13 protein-coding genes and 1 pseudogene are annotated in these 17,696 nt (G+C 59.3%); 6 read left to right on the top strand and 8 right to left on the bottom strand.

The features are described from left to right. Nucleotides 1-48: 48 nt before the first annotated feature. On the bottom strand, nt 49-534 hold the full coding sequence (locus QE453_RS21325) for a hypothetical protein (RefSeq protein ID WP_004443720.1): 486 nt from the start codon (nt 532-534) through the stop codon (nt 49-51). Nucleotides 535-777: 243 nt separating this feature from the next. Between QE453_RS21325 and QE453_RS21320 the strand changes: the two genes are divergently transcribed. The 6 genes from QE453_RS21320 (at nt 778) to QE453_RS21295 (ending at nt 7,948) form a co-directional block, all read left to right on the top strand. Beyond that, nucleotides 778-1,641 carry a MurR/RpiR family transcriptional regulator gene (locus QE453_RS21320; RefSeq protein ID WP_006698207.1) on the top strand — a complete coding sequence of 288 codons (864 nt, stop codon included), beginning with the start codon at nt 778-780 and terminating at the stop codon, nt 1,639-1,641. An 80-nt stretch (nt 1,642-1,721) separates the two neighbouring features. Continuing rightward, on the top strand, nt 1,722-2,504 hold the full coding sequence (locus QE453_RS21315; protein WP_142186758.1) for an SDR family oxidoreductase: 783 nt from the start codon (nt 1,722-1,724) through the stop codon (nt 2,502-2,504). A 44-nt stretch (nt 2,505-2,548) separates the two neighbouring features. Further along, entirely contained in the window at nt 2,549-4,468 is a 1,920-nt protein-coding gene (locus tag QE453_RS21310) for a beta-N-acetylhexosaminidase (protein WP_244456024.1), read from the top strand. 12 nt (nt 4,469-4,480) lie between these two features. Beyond that, on the top strand, nt 4,481-5,914 hold the full coding sequence (locus QE453_RS21305) for a M81 family metallopeptidase (protein ID WP_045533298.1): 1,434 nt from the start codon (nt 4,481-4,483) through the stop codon (nt 5,912-5,914). Between the two features lie 62 nt (nt 5,915-5,976). Beyond that, nucleotides 5,977-7,182, top strand: a complete 1,206-nt coding sequence (locus QE453_RS21300) for an MFS transporter (RefSeq protein WP_309777940.1) — start codon at nt 5,977-5,979, stop codon at nt 7,180-7,182. 25 nt (nt 7,183-7,207) lie between these two features. After that, on the top strand, nt 7,208-7,948 hold the full coding sequence (locus QE453_RS21295) for a copper homeostasis protein CutC (RefSeq protein ID WP_022556912.1): 741 nt from the start codon (nt 7,208-7,210) through the stop codon (nt 7,946-7,948). Here QE453_RS21295 and QE453_RS21290 read toward each other — a convergent pair. From QE453_RS21290 to QE453_RS21260, 7 genes and pseudogenes are all read right to left on the bottom strand, one after another. Beyond that, a complete protein-coding gene (locus QE453_RS21290; protein ID WP_309777939.1) occupies nt 7,914-9,065 on the bottom strand; it encodes a glycosyltransferase family protein in 1,152 nt (383 codons plus the stop codon). The genes QE453_RS21295 and QE453_RS21290 overlap by 35 nt on opposite strands. Beyond that, nucleotides 9,062-10,309 carry a glycosyltransferase family 4 protein gene (locus QE453_RS21285; RefSeq protein ID WP_006699093.1) on the bottom strand — a complete coding sequence of 416 codons (1,248 nt, stop codon included), beginning with the start codon at nt 10,307-10,309 and terminating at the stop codon, nt 9,062-9,064. Before QE453_RS21285 ends, QE453_RS21290 begins: the two co-directional genes overlap by 4 nt. Before the next feature lie 41 nt (nt 10,310-10,350). Beyond that, the gene (locus QE453_RS21280) at nt 10,351-11,559 is read right to left on the bottom strand and encodes a glycosyltransferase family protein (protein ID WP_006699094.1); all 1,209 of its coding nucleotides are present in this window, start codon (nt 11,557-11,559) and stop codon (nt 10,351-10,353) included. 72 nt (nt 11,560-11,631) lie between these two features. Beyond that, nucleotides 11,632-12,807, bottom strand: coding sequence for an ABC transporter permease (locus QE453_RS21275; protein ID WP_309777937.1), 1,176 nt, complete (start codon nt 12,805-12,807; stop codon nt 11,632-11,634). Continuing rightward, nucleotides 12,804-13,802: an ABC transporter permease gene (locus QE453_RS21270; protein WP_004443698.1), complete on the bottom strand. Its 999-nt coding sequence runs from the start codon at nt 13,800-13,802 to the stop codon at nt 12,804-12,806. Before QE453_RS21270 ends, QE453_RS21275 begins: the two co-directional genes overlap by 4 nt. 1 nt (nt 13,803) lies before the next feature. Then, nucleotides 13,804-15,705 (bottom strand): ABC transporter substrate-binding protein, encoded by a 1,902-nt coding sequence (locus tag QE453_RS21265; protein WP_309777935.1) that lies wholly within the window; start codon nt 15,703-15,705, stop codon nt 13,804-13,806. Beyond that, nucleotides 15,702-17,595 (bottom strand): annotated as a pseudogene (locus QE453_RS21260) (ABC transporter ATP-binding protein). The gene QE453_RS21265 and the pseudogene QE453_RS21260 overlap by 4 nt, the downstream one beginning before the upstream one ends. Between the last annotated feature and the right edge of the window lie 101 nt (nt 17,596-17,696).

Here is a 17,696-nt window from a genome sequence, read left to right as displayed (position 1 = left end):
GCCGGGCTTTTGGCCCGGCCTTCACTGAACTCCAGCATCTCCGTTGGATCACGGCATGGGGTTGGGCATGTATCCGGTAAAGCCGCTGATCTTCCAGCGTCCTTCATGCAGCCGGCAGTAATAAAGCGTCTGCCACTTCATGACGTCGAAACCGCCATCGGCCCTGCGAATTCCGCCGTCGAATTTCTTGCGAACCAGCGCGGTTTCGCCTTCCACTTCGATTTCCTCAAGCGTGGTGGTGGTGAAGATCGCATGGCGTGGGTCTTCAGCAAATTGCTGGGTTTGGAAATCCTTCGCCTGCCGCAGCCATTCGTCGCGATAGGCGGCAAGGGAGGGGAAAGACAGGCGCCAGTTGTCAGGATTTGCATCCCGACTGGCATTGATGCCGAGGAAGCCGTCTTCAACGAAATCATCCGCTACCCTGGACCAGTCGGCTGCAAGGAAAGCGTCGATGTCCCGCGTTACCAGCATCTCCCAGATGGAATGGCGGGCGCTGTCGGTTTCGGCGAAGGGGTTTTGGAAGGGATCGCGCATGATTCTGGTCCGTTGTTGAAATTATTTTCAGGAATTGGAAATTTCTCTGGTGATTATTGTTGGCATATGCTCATCTTCCAATCAACAGAGAAAACCGTTTTCATGCCGAGGATGTCAGGCGTGTCTTCGGGAGGACGGAACAACGGCGGTTCCCGGCTTTATTCGGTTGACGGGCGGCCTGGATTAGGGTGCATCGGAAACGGGGCCAAGCCTTAAGTTTTGGCGGAACGGAGACCGGTGAGCATGGATATTTTCGCAAGAATACAGGAAGACAGGGGACAATTCTCGCAATCGGAGCGGCGGATTGCCGATATTCTGGTTTCGGATTTCGAATTCGCCGTCAATGCGTCGATCATTGAACTTGCCGCCCGCGCCGAAGTGTCGCCGCCGACGGTGACGCGGTTCTGCCGCCGGCTGGGCTGCCAGAGCTTTTCGGATTTCAAGGTCAGTCTCGCCAAGACGGCCTATGTCGGTATCCGGTACCTCACCTCCGAACCGTCCAGCACCGGCCCCTCGGACGTCGCGGAAGAGGTGCTTGCCAAGGCTCAGGAAGCACTTTTCCTGTTGCACAGGACGCTCGATCCTGCCCTTGCCGATGAAGCGGCGATCAAGATCGCCAATAGCGGCATGATCTATGCCTTCGGCGCGGGCGGCAACTCCTCAATGATCGCTTCGGAAATCCAGAACCGGCTTTTTCGCCTGGGTTTGCGTGTCTCCACCAGCGCCGATCACAGCATGCAGCTGATGATGACCGCCGCGGCCCGAAAGGAGGACGTGATTATCGGCTCCTCCTTTTCCGGCCGCAACATGGAGCTGGTGAAGTGTTTCAGGCTGGCTCGCGACATGGGGGTTACCACCATCGCGCTTACCCAGAGCGACACGCCGCTTGCCGCGGCCGCGGATATGGTGGTGGGTGTCAACGTGCCCGAGGGAAACAATATCTTCCGCCCGACTTCATCGCGCTACGCCTATCTGGCTGCCGTCGATGTTCTGGCGACGCTTGCTGCTTATCACCACCGGCAAAGATCGATGGTGACGTTGCGTCACATCAAGCAGCAGCTCGTGGAGCATCGCGATTCGGATGACAAGCAATTGCTCGGCGACTGAAGGTGGGATGATGAAAACGTGGGCTGCTCGGCCCGAGACCCCGCAACAGGGGTCGTGAAACTTCAAGGGAGTTGCAGGAGATGAAGGACAGGAAAGACCAGCTCGCCATCGTGACCGGCGCGGCAGGTGATATCGGGCGGGCGATTGCCGCGGCGCTTTCTGAAAGCCATGCGAAGGTGGTGCTGGTTGATATCGATGCTGAAGCCCTTTCCAATGCGCTTTCTCTGCTTTCCGGATCCGGTTTCGTTGCAAAAACCTGCGATGTCACCGATCCTGCAGATCTTTCGAGGCTGGCGGCTGACGTCGCGGAGCTGGGCGATGTGGCGACACTCGTCAACAATGCCGGTGCCGCGAGGGCTGTCAGTCTGCACGACACGACCGCCGAAATATGGCGGCAGGACAATGCCCTTAATCTCGAAGCACCGTTTCTCTGCTTTCGCGCTTTTGAAGACGCGCTGAAGCGGACACAGGGTTCCGTTGTCAATATTACGTCGGTCAACGGCATGTCGGTTTTTGGCCATCCAGCCTATAGTGCGGCGAAGGCCGGATTGATCCACCTGACGAAACTCATCGCCGTCGAATACGGGAAATTCGGTATCCGTTCCAACGCTGTCGCGCCGGGCACCGTGCGCACCCAGGCGTGGGAGGTGCGGGCCGCTGCCAATCCCCAGGTCTTCGAGGAGGCGAAGCGCTGGTATCCGCTGCAGCGCATCGTGAAACCCGAAGACGTGGCGAACGCGGTCGCCTTTCTGACGGGACCGCAGGCGGCGGCCATCAGCGGCGTGTGCCTGCCGGTCGATTGCGGTCTCACGGCGGGGCAGGCGCCGCTGGCCCGCACTTTTTCGCAATCCGAACACTACTGACCGAGCCCTCTCATAGGGTCAAATGCGCAATAAAGGGGAGCATCATGGCGCTCGCAAACTATCGTCTCGAAAATTCATGGCATCCACTGGCGGAATCCGCATCCGGAGGCTTCACCTTCACGCTGATCAATCTTTCCCGAGAGCCGCTGAGGGATTTCCGTATCGTTTACACGTCGCTGACGCGGACGGTAGACAAGCCGGTTTGCGGCAATGCGGTTTATCTGCGCCGTAACGCCAATTTCCATGAATTCGCGCCGCCTGCCGGTTTCGTGCTGGAACCCGGCAAATCCTGGCGTTTCACCGTCGATGGGTTGCTGAGGCCCGCCCGGCATCGCACGGATGGTGCAAAATCCGCCTATATCAGCCTTGCCGACGGCACGCATCGCGCCGTTGATGTCGGGGACCTGATGTTGGACGGGCGTCACAGCGAGCCGGCGCCGGTGCTGCTTCCAGAAGGCAAGCTTGTTCTGCCTTTTGCCATCCAGCCCTGGCCCGCCGAAATCGATGCCGAGCCCGGCGACGGCTTTCCCGTCGCGCTCTTCCCGTCGGAAGATGCCGAGGCCAATGAAGTCCTTGCGGTGGAAACCGTGCTTTCGCTGTTCCGCAGGCTATTTGCCGTCGGGCACGTGCCCTTCAGCCTCGCCCCTGTGCATGAGGGAAAGGCCCTGCACTTCAAACAGCATAGCGGACTGGAGGCGGAAGGTTATCGCCTTTCCTTTTCCTCTGACTTTGTTGTCGTGGAATACTCGGCCGCTGCCGGGCTGCAGTATGGCCTGACGGTTCTGGCGCAATTGCTGCATGGCGCGCGTCTCGATCCGAGGTTCCGTTTTCCCGCGTCCGGCACAATCAGCGATGCGCCGCGTTATAGCTGGCGGGGCTGCCACCTGGATGTCTCGCGGCAATTTTATCCGACGCAGGATGTCGTGCGGCTCATCGATATTCTTGCATGGCTGCGCATGAACCGCTTCCACTGGCATCTGACGGATGATGAGGCGTGGCGTCTTGAAATCAAGGCTTATCCGTTATTGACCACGGTCGGCGCCACACGCGGCCCGGATGCGCCGCTTCTGCCGCAGCTTGGCAACGGCGCGGAACCGGTCTCCGGTTATTATACCCAGGACGATGTGCGCATGGTCGTTGCCCATGCGGCGGCGCTGAATGTGGAAATCGTGCCGGAAGTCGATATTCCCGGCCATAGTACGGCTGCCCTCGTCGCCTATCCGGAACTGACGGACGGGCAGGAAGCCCCTGACAGCTATCGCTCCGTGCAGGGATATCCTAACAACGCGCTCAATCCGGCCATCGAACTCACTTACGAATTCCTCGGCAAGGTTTTCGATGAGATGGTGGAGCTGTTCCCGTCTCGGCTCATCCACATCGGCGGCGATGAGGTTGCGGACGGATCCTGGCTCGCCTCGCCACTCGCCAAGGCGCTGATGGAAAAGGAGGGACTGGATGGTACTTTCGGTATCCAGTCCTATTTTATGAAACGCATTCAGGCCATGTTGCACGAGCGCGGCCGTCAGCTGGCCGGCTGGGACGAGGTTTCGCACGGCGGCGGCGTCGACCCCGCAGGAACATTGCTGATGGCGTGGCAGAAGCCGGAGGTCGGCCTTGAACTCGCAAGGCAGGGTTACGATGTGGTGATGACCCCGGGGCAGGCCTATTATCTCGACATGGTTCAGGACGAAGCCTGGCAGGAGCCGGGTGCCAGCTGGGCCGGCACCGTTCCACCTTCCCACACCTACTCTTATGAGGCGATCGGTGATTTTCCAGAGGAGTTGAAGGAGAGGATGAAGGGCGTTCAGGCCTGCATCTGGTCAGAACATTTCCTCAACCGCGCCTATTTCAACCATCTGGTCTTCCCGCGGCTACCGGCCATTGCCGAGGCGGCCTGGACACCGAAGGCGCAGAAGGATTGGTTGCGTTTTGCGGCCATCGTTCCCTTTAGTCCGGTGTATTGAGGGGAAGGTGACATGCGTATTGCCGTTGGTGGAATCCATACCGAGTGCAGCACCTACTCGCCGGTGTTGATGGGGCAGGAGGATTTTCGCGTCTTTCGCGGCGCGGAGTTGCTGGAGGCCGAATATTTCAACTTTCTCGCCGAAGGCGGAGCGGAGGTGCTGCCGCTTCTGCACGCCCGGGCGGTGCCGGGCGGTCCGGTGTCGCGCCCGGCCTACGACGCTTTCAAGCGGGAATTCCTCGAGCGTCTGAAAGCCTCATTGCCCTTGGACGGACTTTATCTCGCCATGCATGGCGCGATGAATGTTGAAGGCATGGACGATGCGGAGGGCGACTGGATTTCAAGCGCCCGCACCGTGGTCGGACCGGATGTCGTCATCTCCGCGAGCTACGACCTGCACGGCAATGTCAGCCAGACGATCATCGATCAACTCGACATATTTGCCGGCTATCGAACTGCGCCGCATATCGATGTGCGGGAGACGATGGTGCGCGCCTGGACGATGTTGATCAGGGCCCTGGAGACAGGGACAAGACCCGGTATCGCCTGGGCGAAAATCCCCGTTCTGCTGCCCGGCGAGAAGACTTCCACGGAAGACGAGCCGGCCAGGAGCCTTTATGCTTTCCTTCCTGATCATGACGCCCGCCCTGGCATCTGGGATGCGAATTTCATGATCGGCTACGTCTGGGCGGATGAACCGAGAGCGACCGCTTGCGCCGTGGTGACGGGAACGGATAAAGCGGCCGCACAGGCAATTGCGGCCGAGATCGCGCAATCCTACTGGGACGCCCGGCAGGATTTTCATTTCGGTCCTGTGACGGAGCCGCTCGCGAAAATTCTGGATATTGCGGAAACGACGACCACCCGGCCGATCATCCTGGCGGACTCGGGCGATAACCCCACTGGCGGCGGGGTGGGCGATCGCGCCGATGTTCTGGCGGCGCTGCTTGCGCGTGACTGGCAGGGGGCATTGCTGGGCGGCATTACCGACAGGCCTGCGGTCGAAGCCTGTTTTGCGGCGGGCGAAGGCGCGATCCTTTCCCTGAAGATCGGCGGAAGTCTTGATCCGAAGAGCCCGTCCGTCACCGTTGAAGCCGAGGTTGTGACACTGGACGATCCCGGTGCGGCAGATCAGCGGCAGGCTGTGATCGCCATCGGCGGAATCACGGTCATTCTGGCGGCCCGTCGCCGGCCCTATCACATGATTTCGGATTTCACCCGTCTTGGCTTCGATCCGAAGGACGTGCGGCTTCTGGTGGTGAAATCCGGTTACCTGTCGCCGGAGCTTGCGCCGATCGCCAATCCCAACCTCATGGCGTTGACGGAGGGTGTAATCAATCAGGATATTGAAAATCTTCCCAATCGCCGTCGGGAGGGCGATTTTTATCCCTGGAAGCCGCACTTCGATTATATCCCGAATCCTACCCTTTCGGTCCGCTGGCGATGACAGCGGTCCGGTAGCTTCAATCCAGCGATCTGGCTTTGCCGGATCATCTCAGGCGAACATCCATGCCGTCGGCTCTTTCCATCGTCATCAACAATCCGTCGATCCGCATCGGGGCGCTCGCCATCCTGTTCTTCGGATTTTCGAATGCGGCGACCGCGCCCTATCAGGCGGTGATCGGCATTCGCGAAATCGGGCTCAGCAACACCGTCTATTCGCTGCTGATGCTGTTTGCCGCCGTCATCAATGTCAGCGCCAGTGTGCTGATGGGCATCGTCGCTGACAGGCTGGGTGAATATCGCAAGCCAATGCTCTATATTGCGCTGTTCGGTGTCAGCGGTTACCTGCTGGTGTATCTCGCCGGTAATGCCACTGCCTTTGCGGCCTCCAAACTCGTGCTTTTGCCAATTTTCGGCGCGATGAATTCGCTGATCTTTGCGCATGTGCGCGCCGACGCCCGCAATCTTTCGACGGGCGAGATGATCGCGGTGAATTCCATCATGCGGGCGACGATCTCGCTTTCCTGGGTGCTGGTGCCGGGGCTTGTGGGGGTATTTCTGGTGAATTCCGGAAACATGCTGACCGCGTTTTTGTTCTCGGGCATCTGCGCGCTCGTCTGTTTTCTGCTGGTGGCCTTCTGCCTGCCGCGCGCCGCCACGCCCGCCTCGGCCAGTACCGAAGCGCGTTTTGGCCTGCGCGCCTCGCTTGGTGAAATCGGATCGCGTCGGGTGCTGCTTCGGATCGTCGCCATTGCATTGATCTGCTCGATGCTGCATTTGAACGATTCCGTGCGCTCCCTCATCATTACCGGCCAGGCCAGGGGTACGGTGGCCGATATCGGCATCGTCGCCGGTATCGTCGCCGCGCTGGAAATCGTTTTCATCTTGCTGTGGGGCTGGATAGAAAAGAAGGTGCCCCAGACCCTGACGCTTGCCGCGGGCGCACTGCTTTACGCTGTTTACCTGATCCTGCAGGGGCTCGCATCGGCGCCGTGGCATATCTATGCCCAGACCGTCATCAGCGCACTGGGGGCGGCCGCGATCATCAGCATACCCATCACCTACCTGCAGGAACTGATCGCGGACCGGCCGGGCCTCGGCAGTTCGCTGATCGCCGTCAATATTTTTCTTGGAGCGGGTCTGGGCGCCCTGATTTTTGCGCTTGGCACGCTCGTCTCCAATTATTCGGGAACGTCGATCCTCGGGGCGATCGTCGGGATTGGCGGGGTTTATATGCTCTACGCCCTTGATGGGATCGGTCGCCGCAGGTAACCGCCATCGAATGAAAGAGGCTATGATGATTCTCGAGATTTGCGTAGACGATGTGGCCGGCCTGGAAGCCGCAGTGAGAGGCGGGGCAGACCGTATCGAACTTTGCGCGGCACTGTCCGGCGGCGGGGTCACCCCGTCTGTCGGCTTTATGCACCGCGCTGCGGCTTATGGGTTGCCCGTCAGCGTGATGATCAGGCCACGCGCCGGCGATTTCGTTTTCACGCGTGATGAAGCGGATGTGATGAAACGCGATATAGATGCGGCGCGCGCCGCGGGCCTTTCCGGCGTGGTGCTCGGTGCATCGCGCGAGGACGGCTCCCTCGATCTCCCGCTGCTCGAAGAGCTGCGTCGTCATGCCAACGGTCTGGATGTGACGCTTCACCGGGCTTTCGATGTCGTTCCCGCCATGGATGAAGCCCTCGAGGCCGCCGTTGCGCTGGGCTTTTCCAGAATTCTCACTTCCGGCGGCGCACGTTCAGCGCTGGAAGGGGTGGACACTCTGGCCCGCTTGTCGGAGGTCGCTGCCGGGCGGATCGCCATCATGCCGGGTGCAGGCGTGCGTCCGCAAAGCGTGCAGACGCTGCTTGACCGGCTTCCAATCACCGAAATCCACGCATCCTGTTCCGCCGTTCCTCACTATGATCCGGAAAGCCGCGTGGCGAAGCTCGGTTTCACCGGGGCGGGGCGCAAAGTCACGGATGAGGCAGCGGTGCGTGAACTAAAGGCGATCCTTACCGCTCATCATAAAGCCGATGCAGCGTCCTAGCCGTCCCGGCGGCGCCATCGAGATTGAGGTGGACCGTACCGGGTGGCGGCAGGACGAGCGCCGCCTTGATCGCTTCGGCCATGGAGGCTGGCGAAATATCTTTCTCTTCCAGCACATGGGCAAGCCCAAGCCCGGCCAGCCGCTCCGCACGGGCGCTCTGTTCGGTTTCACCGCCGGCCGCGAAAGGGATGAGGAGCGAACGGCATTTTGCCTGAAGAATATCGCAGACGGTGTTGTAGCCGGCCTGTGATACCGAAAGGCGCGCGCCGGCGAGCAAGCTCGCGAAATCCTTGCGGAAGCGGAAAACGGAGATATTTTCCGGTGCTGCAGCCAATATCGCATCGAAATCCGCCTGTGGCATATTGGGACCGGTGATGAGACACCAGCTCTTGATACCGTCCAGCAGCGGCGCGGCCTCAAGGGCGGCCCGGACAAGGGCCGCACCGACAGCGCCGCCGCCGGCGGAGACCACAATATCGAATTTCTCGACCGGTTCCGGCGGTGGAAGCGGGGCCACCAGGCCGGTATAGACAATACGCTGACGTATCTCGCTGGCGAGGGGAAAGGTATCTTCCAGCCGGGCGAAATCCGGGTCGCCGTGCACGAGCACGGCGTCGAAATGTTTCTTTACCAGCGAGACGGTTTCTTCATCCCGGCCCGGCTTGGTTTTTTCCTGCAATATATCTCGCAGTGACGCCATGACGAGCGGGCGCGGTTCGCTATCCTCGATCTCATCGAGAAGCGGAAGCAGTTCGAACCGCACCTGCCTGCGGCCGAAGGGAAAAGCCTCGATGATGACGATATCGGGTTTGGCGCCATGATAGGCACCGATCAGCATATCGGTCCTGAGCCTCTTGAAGTCGTCATCCACCGGTTTGCCGGCACTGTCGACCAGGCCGGTAAAACTGCCATCGCTGACGGCAATCGGCGGCAATTCGACATGACGGATGCCTTCACCCGGAAATCCCGGGACAGGCGTTCCGCCCGTCACCAGAACCACGTTGAAGCCATCCGCCTGAAGGGCATTGGCGATGCGGCTGGCGCGGGCTATATGGCCGATGCCAAGAAGATGCTGGACATAAAAGAAAACACAGGGCCGCTTTTCCATCTCGGTCATGGTGTCTTTTCCCATTCGGTCTCGAAGAGCGTCTTGAGTTCGGCAATGCTGGTGCGATGATCGAAGGCGGTGCGCACACGGTTTTCGGCGGCGTTGCCAAGTCGCTGGCGCAATTGCGGATCGGTAATAGCCAAGCGCAGGGCTTCTGCGAAGGCCGCTGGATTTTCCGGCTCTGTGAGCAGGCCGTTTTCACCACTGACGAAGAACTCCGGAATGCCCGATATGTTGGTGGAGATGCAGGTCATCGCCTGGCTCGCAGCCTCGACCAGCACGTTGGGAAGACCGTCGCGGTCGCCATCGCTGGTGATGCGGCAGGCAAGGGCAAAGAGGTCCGCTTGCCGGTAATTCTCCAGCACCTGCTTCTGGTCCATGGCTCCCGTCCAGACGACCCTGTCGGAGACGCCAAGTTCGTCCGCGAGTTTTTTCAGCGCAGCCAATTCGTCCCCGCCGCCGATATGGGTAAAGCGCCAATGGATATTGCGTGGCAGCGAGGCGAGCGCGCGCAACAGAATATCGATTCCCTTTTTCTTGACCGCACGGCCGACACTCAAAATCCTGACCGGATCCTCGGCATCTGAACCGTCTCTCGCCGGCCGCGGCGTGTCGAAATGCGGGAAACGCGTGAGATCGAGGCCATGATAACTCAGATGCACGTTCTGCCTCACCCCGGAAAGGGTCTGCAGATGCCGAAAGCCGCCGGCAGTGCAGGTCACGGCCCAGCGAGCGCTTTGCAGCTTGGCGGCAAGGTCACGATCGCTGGAGGTCCAGATGTCCTTGGCGTGGGCCGAAATCGTCCAAGGCGTGCCCGTGATGAGATGGGTATAGGCCGCGACTGAGGCGGGCGTATGAATGAAATGCACATGCAGCCACCCGGCATCCTCCGGCCATTCATTGGCCAGCACGGCCGCCTGACCGAAACGGCGAAAGCGGTTGCGGCTGAGATCATGGGGCAGGTCGCTGAGAAACTGGCGAAGCGCCTTGGTGAAGCCCGGCTTTTTGTGACATCCCCACAGGGCTTTCAGCACACGCAGAGGTTCCTCATGCAGATACTCCGGCAGGTAGGTGACGGGCGCGCTGATCTCATCATGAACGGGATGGCGTTTCTTATCCGTTGGCCGGCGCATGGACATGAGTTCGAGCTTCAGCCCGGCCTTTTCAAGCCCCAGCAATTCCTGGGCGATAAAAGTCTCGGACAGGCGCGGATAGCCCTTGAGGAGCACCACGATTTTTTTTGCATCAGTCACGTTGCGCGCGTCTCTTCTGAACGTTGGTTGCCGAGGCCGGGTTACGCGCTGAGCGTGATCGGCGTCTTGTCGCCCTCGGGCGGCAGCCATTCGGCAATCCTGCGTGATATGTTTTCCAACCCGTCGAGCTTCAGCCCGCACGAATTGACGGATGGCGGCGCGCGGTGCGGCAGGGCTTTGAGGGCGGCCGCCATCTTGGCGGGGTTCTCGGCATCTTCCGGCAGGAGCATGTCGAAAAGACCCAGCTCCGATGCGCGGCTGGCGCGGATAAGCTGCTCCTCCCGCGGCACCGTGCGGGGCACGACGAGTGCGGGTTTGTCGAAGGACAATATTTCGCAGACGGTGTTATAGCCGCCCATGGAGACCACGGCCTGTGCGCCAGCGACGAGATCTTCCATGCGATTGTCGAATTCGATGATTTCGATGTGCGGTATATCGGCCACGCTGCTCATGAAGCGCTGGCGCTGATCCGCCGGCATATAAGGGCCGAGCACGACCAGCGCCTTGTGCGTCAGCTCCGGGTCATGTCGGTAGGCGTTGATGACGTCATCGATCAATTCACTGCCGTCGCCACCGCCGCCTGTGGTGATGAGAAGATAATCGCCTTCCGGCCGATGCGCTGCGGTCTCCGCCTGTGTCTTCGATCTCTGAAGAAAGCCCACGAAATCCATCTTGTCGCGCACCGTCTGCGGAACGTCGAGCCCTGTCAACGGATCGTGGAAATCCGGCGGGCCATAGACCCAGACATGGTCATAGAACTGGCCGATCTTGGTCATGACGTTGTTGCGCTTCCACTCCGCCTCGAGCAGTTGCGGCGCATCCATGACATCACGCAGGCCGATAACGAGCTTGGTGCCCTGTCCCTTGAGATAAGCGAGTGTTTCCTCCACCTCGCCGCGAAGGCCCATCGGCTCCTTGTCGACGATGAAGATGTCAGGCTGGAAGCTTTCGGCGGTATGGTAGATGATGGACCGGCGCATCTTCAGCGTTTCCTGAAGATCGATATGCCTGTCCATCGAGGTGTATTCGCCATTGCGCAGCTTGATGACGCTCGGAATTTTCACGAAATCGACGCGGGCGCGATAATCGAAGGCACCTGCAATGGTAGCCCCTGAAATGATGAGGACGTTGAGACCGCGATAATCCTCCACCAGGGCATGCGCAATGGTGCGACACCGCCGCAGATGGCCGAGACCGAAGGAATCGTGGCTGTACATGAGAATGCGCGCGTCGTTCAAACGGGAGCTCATGGGCCACACCTCTTTTTGCCTTTCACGATGAAGGCGGCTTCGGAAGGGCAGTTTATCAAGGTGTATTCCATTTTATCTGAAGGGGTCCGCAGCATCACGTAGTCCGTCACCGAAGAAATTAAAGGCCAGAATGACGAGAACGACAGGGATCGTCGGGATGAGAAGCCAGGGATATAGCGCAATGACGCTGACGCTGCGCGCCTCCGTGAGCAGAATTCCCCAACTTGTGATCGGGGGGCGCAGGCCGAGGCCCAGGAAGCTGAGCGCTGTTTCGCCAAGGATCATGCCCGGTATCGTCAGGGTGGCCGAGGCGATAAGATGGGACATGAAGCCCGGAATAAGATGTCGGCCAATGATACGCGGTGTGCCCGCTCCCATCAATTGCGCAGCCAAAACATAGTCTTCCTCGCGCAACGCCAGTAGCTTTGAACGCACGGCGCGCGCTAGCCCGGTCCAGTCCAGCATGCCGAGAATGATGGTGATGCCGAGATAAACGAGGATCGGACTCCAGGTTACCGGCATGATGGCCGCGAGCGCCAGCCATAGCGGAATGCTGGGAATGGATTGCAGGACCTCGATGATGCGCTGGACAATCAGGTCAAACGTGCCGCCGCGATATCCCGCCAGGCCACCGATCACAATGCCGAGAACGAAGCTCATGGCGACGCCGAGGAGGCCGATGGTCAGTGAAATGCGCGCGCCGTAGATGATACGGGACAGCACGTCACGTCCGAGGCGGTCGGTGCCGAGAAGGAACAGTTCACCGCCTTCTGCCGGGCAAACGAGATGGGTTCTGCCCTCGAACATGCCCCAGAAACGATAGGTGTCACCCTTGCAGAAGAAACGCAGCGGGTGGATATCGGTCGGCACGTCCCGGTAGACACGCCTCAGATTTTCCATGTCGAGCGTCATTTCACGGCCATACACGAAGGGGCCGACAAATTTCCCGTCATTGAAGAGGTGGATGGCCTGGGGCGGGGCGTATATGTGTTCGATATTGCGTGTGTGGAGATTATAGGGGGCGAGGAACTCGCAGATCAGAATCGAAAGGTAAAGCACCACCAGAAAGGCGCCGGACCACACCGCGATCTTGTGCTGGCGGAACTGCCACCACATGAGCTTCAACTGCGAGGCTTTGCTGAAGGCCGCCATGCCAGACGTGTTGGGTTCGATCAGCGACGGGTCGAAGGGCGCGGTCGAGACATAGTGCGGCAGGGCTTCGCCGGGATTCGGAATGGATGAAGTCATTTGACGTTACCACCTCCGAAGCGGATTCTCGGATCGAGTATGGCAAGGGCGATATCCGACACCAGAACGCCGATCACCGTCAGGAACGCAAGGAACATCAGGAACGAACCCGCCAGATACATGTCCTGGCTTTGCAACGCCCGGATGAGCATGGGGCCGGTGGTCTCGAGCGACAGGACGACGGCGGTAATTTCCGCGCCCGATATGATGGCAGGCAGGATCGAGCCGATATCCGAGATGAAAAAATTCAGGGCCATGCGCAGCGGATATTTGGTCAATACCCTGAAAGGGTGCAGGCCCTTGGCGCGGGCGGTGACCACATATTGCTTCTGTAATTCATCCAGAAGGTTGGCGCGCAGGCGGCGGATCATGCCGGCCGTGCCCGCCGTTCCGATGATGAGAACGGGAATCCAGATATGCTCAAGGATCGACTTGAACTTCGCCCAGCTCATCGCCTGGTTCAGATATTCCCGGTCCATCAGATGGCCTATGGAGATGCCGAACCATATGTTGGCGAAGTACATCAGAATTAATGCCAGCATGAAGTTGGGGATGGCGATGCCGAGCAGGCCGAGGAAGGTTAGCCCGTAATCGCCCCAGCTGTATTTATGCGTGGCGGAATAGATGCCGATTGGAAAAGCCAGCAGCCAGGTGACAATGATGGTAACGAAGGAAACCAGAACCGTCAGCCACAGGCGATCTCCCACCACGTCGCTCACGGGTAGCTGATATTCGAAGGAATAACCGAAATCGCCGACAAGCATGCCGGTCGCCCAGCGGAAATAGCGGATCGGGGCCGGCTGATCGAAGCCGTAACGGACGCGCAGTTCCTCGATTTCGGCAAGATTTGCCGTTTCGCCCATCGCGCGCAGCTCAGCGACATAGCTTTCGAAATAATCGCCCGGGGGCAGTTCGATGATGGTGAAAACCAGCATCGAGATCAGGATGAGCGTCGGGATCATGACGAGGACGCGCTTCAGAATATACCGCAGCATATCAGGCGTCTCCGTCATACCAGAAGCTATCCGGCATGTAGACGCCGAGATAGGAAGTGGGTTCATAACCGAAAAGCGCCTTTTCCGGCACGTTCCGCATGCGCTTGACATGGACGACGGGCTGCAGCGCGCCGTTGACGATGCCGATGGAAAATACCTGCTGCGTATAGACGCCAAGCATTTCCAGCCAGATTGCCTGACGTTCTTCCTCGGTGACGCTTCGACGCCATTTTTTCAGAAGATCAAGCAAATGGGCCGCTTCCGGCAGATCGGGCTCTTTGCCTTCACGGCCGCCGGATAGATAGTGAATCCCCCAGACCGGCCATTGCAACTGGTCGTCACCGGTGGGGGCAAGGCCGGAAGGCAGCATGTCGGCCGTTGGCACGCCATTGTCCATACCCATCCACACCGACATCAGTACTTCTCCGCCCATGGCGCGCTTGCGGAAAACATCGCGCTGGGTGGGGCGGACAGAAACGGCAATGCCGATATGTCGCCAGTGATCCGTCACCAGCTCCATCACGTCTGTTTCCAGCGTGCTTTCGCCTGTCGTCTCGACAATGATATAGGCGGGTCGACCATCAGGCAGGAGCCGAAGGCCGGCACTGTCGCGCTTGTCGAGACCCGCTTCATCGAGCAGCCTGTTGGCCGTTGCGCGGTCGAAAGCGCTCCAGGCGTCCGCAAATTCCTGCCGGTAAAGCGGGCTTTCCGGCAGTACGGTATCTGCGCTTTCCTTCGCGAGCCCGTAAAAACAGACCATGTTGATTTCGTGCCGGTTGATCGCGAGCGAGAGCGCGCGGCGCACACGCACATCCTGGAAAGCGCTGCGCCAGACCGGGTCGGCGCAATTGAGATTTGGCAGCAGCGCGATGCGCGAGCCCTGGGAGCGCTTGTAGAGGTTAACTTTCAGGGGGAAGCGCTTTTCAGCATCCTTCAGGAAAGTGTAATCAGCGAAATCGAGGCCGAAATATTGCAGGTCGCTATCGCCCGACGCCGTCTTGGCCGAGATGATATCCGACGAGGTGACGTTGAGCAGGAAGCGGTCGAGATAGGGCAGTTGCAGGCCGTTTTCATCGACGCGGTGATAATAGGGGTTGCGTTCGAACACGAATTGTTCGGCCGGCGGCGCGGTGGTGTTACGCCAGGCATCGAGCGTCGGCAGATCCGGATTTTCGGGACGCACCTGCCGCGACATCTTGATATGCAGCCCGCTCCAGTCGTCTGTCTTGTTTTTCTTGATCAGCTTGGCGAGCTTTTCCGCCGTCTGATATTTGATGTGGAACTGTTTCATATAGGCGGCAGGCAAGAACAGCCGCGCCGGCGAGGCGGCCGCCAGTTTCGCCAGAAAATCCGGATTGGGGCCGTCCCAGGTGTATCGCACGGTCAGCCGGTCAACGACCTCGATCTGGGGCGGTTTGCCATTGACCAGAAGCTCGATCGGCGGACCGCCCTTGTGGATTTCCTTATTGAGGGCAACATCTTCCCAGAAATAGCGGAAATCCTCTGACGTGAAATCACTGCCATCGGACCACTTATGGCCTTCGCGCAGCCTGAAGGTGAAGATGCGTTCTTCCTGTACGTCGTAGCTTTCCAGAATATCCGGATGAAGCTCGAATTTTTCGTCGTAACCGACAAGGCGGGCATAGCTGCTGATCGGCATCAGGCGAATGTCGCGCTGGCCGCCAATGAGCATACGTACCGATCCACCATGTTTCCCCGGCTCTCGGCCAAGTGCCTTCATGTCGATGACGCGCGGGTTTTTCGGCAGGCGCTCGGCGATGTCGGGCAATTCGCCCTTTTCGCGCTTTTCCTTGAAATAGGTGGGGTCGGTATAGGAGGCCCGCGCATCAGCCGGCACAAAGACGGAGGCCAAGAGAGCGAGAGCGGTGCGACGCGTGATCAAGGGCGAAGCTCCCGCATGTCGGCATTGCCGTTCGCAAGTACGAAATGGCCCTCCCCAAGATCGGCCGATACCATCTCGCCATCCCCCTCGTCGCGGAACTGTTTGCCCCAGTCGAATTTGCCCGTCGCACTGATCTTGCCGATGGTGCGGAAATCGAGCGGACGGTCGAGATCGGGGAAAGGCACGGCGGCCAGCAGGGATTTCGTATAGGGATGCACCGGAGCGCGCATCAGGATTTCCCGTGGCGCCAGCTCCACGATGCGGCCCTCGCACATGACCGCCACGCGATCGGCCATATAATCCACCACCGCAAGATTATGCGAGATGAAGAGGTAGGTAAGCCCGAGATCCTGCTGCAAATCTTTCAGCAGATTGAGAATTTGCGCCTGCACGGAAACATCGAGAGCGGAGACGGGTTCGTCGCAGATCAGCAGTTCCGGGCCAAGTGCGAGGGCTCTTGCAATGCCGATACGTTGTCTTTGCCCGCCCGAAAAACTGTGCGGATAACGGTTCAGCGCGCTTTCCCCCAAGCCCGATGGCCCTGACGAGGTTGCGCACTTTTTCGGAGCGATATTTCGCATCACCCCGACCGTGGATTTCCAGCGGCTCGCTTAGGATGTTTCCCACGGTCATGCGCGGCGATAGCGAGGATATCGGGTCCTGAAAGACCATCTGTATCTTCGACCGGAGCTCTTTCAGGTCATCGTCCCGGGCGTTGAGGACATCGATATCGCCCTGCGGACGGTGGAAGGTGACGGAACCCTGATCCGGGCGAACGGCGCGCATGAGGATTTTGCTGACGGTTGTCTTGCCGCTGCCGCTTTCGCCGACCAGTCCCAGACATTCTCCACGACGGATCTCAAAGCTGACGCTGTTTACCGCTTTGGTTGCGCTGGCGTCACCTTTGCGGAACCAGCTCGATTTGCGCGTCGTGAACGTCTTGCTGATATTGTCCACGGTCAAAAGCGGACCAGGGGTTTTGTTGACCGTCGCGGTCTTCTTGCCCACCAGGCTTTCATGGTCGACGTTGATTTCGCGTAGCGCCTTCAGCCTCTCGCCCGGCTTCATGTCGAAATGCGGAACGGCTGCCATCAAACCCTTGAGATAGGGATGGGCTGGCGATTTGAAGATATCATCGACCGTGCCGGCTTCCATGATCTCGCCCTGATAGATCACGGCAACCTCATCTGCAATGTTCGCCACCACGCCGAGGTCATGGGTGATGAGCAGCATGCTCATATTCAGCCTGCTCTGCAGGTCACGCAGCAGCTTGAGGATTTGCGCCTGAATGGTCACATCAAGCGCTGTCGTGGGTTCGTCGGCGATCAGAAGCGCGGGACGACAGATCAGCGCCATGGCGATCATGGCGCGCTGGCGCATGCCGCCTGAAAGCTCGAAAGGATACATGTTCACGACCTTCTTCGGGTTCGAAAACCCGACGAGATCGAGTGTCTCATACATTTTTTCCGCACGTTCCGCCGGCGAAAGGATGCTGTGGATTCTGAGCGCCTCGTCAATCTGGTTGCCGATGGTGTGCAGCGGCGAAAACGAGGTCATGGGCTCCTGAAAGATCAGCCCGATGCGGTTGCCACGGATGGCGCGGATTTCGCGGCCGTCTTTGGGCAATTGCAAAAGATCGACGGGACCGCCCGCAGTGTTTTCCGGATCGGTGAACAGCACGCGGCCATTCACACGAGCGGTCTTGGGATGGATGCCCATGATCGTCTGGCCAATGACGGATTTTCCGGAGCCGGATTCACCGACCAATGCGGTTACTTTTCCCGGAAGAATGCGGAGGCTCGCCCCCCTGACTGCATCGATCGTTCCACCCATGAGAGAAAACGAGACCTGCAGATTTTCGATACGGAGCAAATCTGCGCCTGCGCTCATGCCAAAGGGTTCCTTGCCGCCTCTTTATCGTTGCCTTGTGACAATTGCTCGGGAGGGCTTAAAGCAACGTTATCGCAGGGTTTGTTGTCTGTCTATCCTTC

Origin of the sequence: Agrobacterium sp. SORGH_AS_0440 (assembly GCF_031453135.1) — a bacterium.
Taxonomy (GTDB): Bacteria; Pseudomonadota; Alphaproteobacteria; order Rhizobiales; family Rhizobiaceae; genus Agrobacterium; species Agrobacterium pusense.
This window is presented reverse-complemented; position numbering and strand designations above follow the sequence as displayed.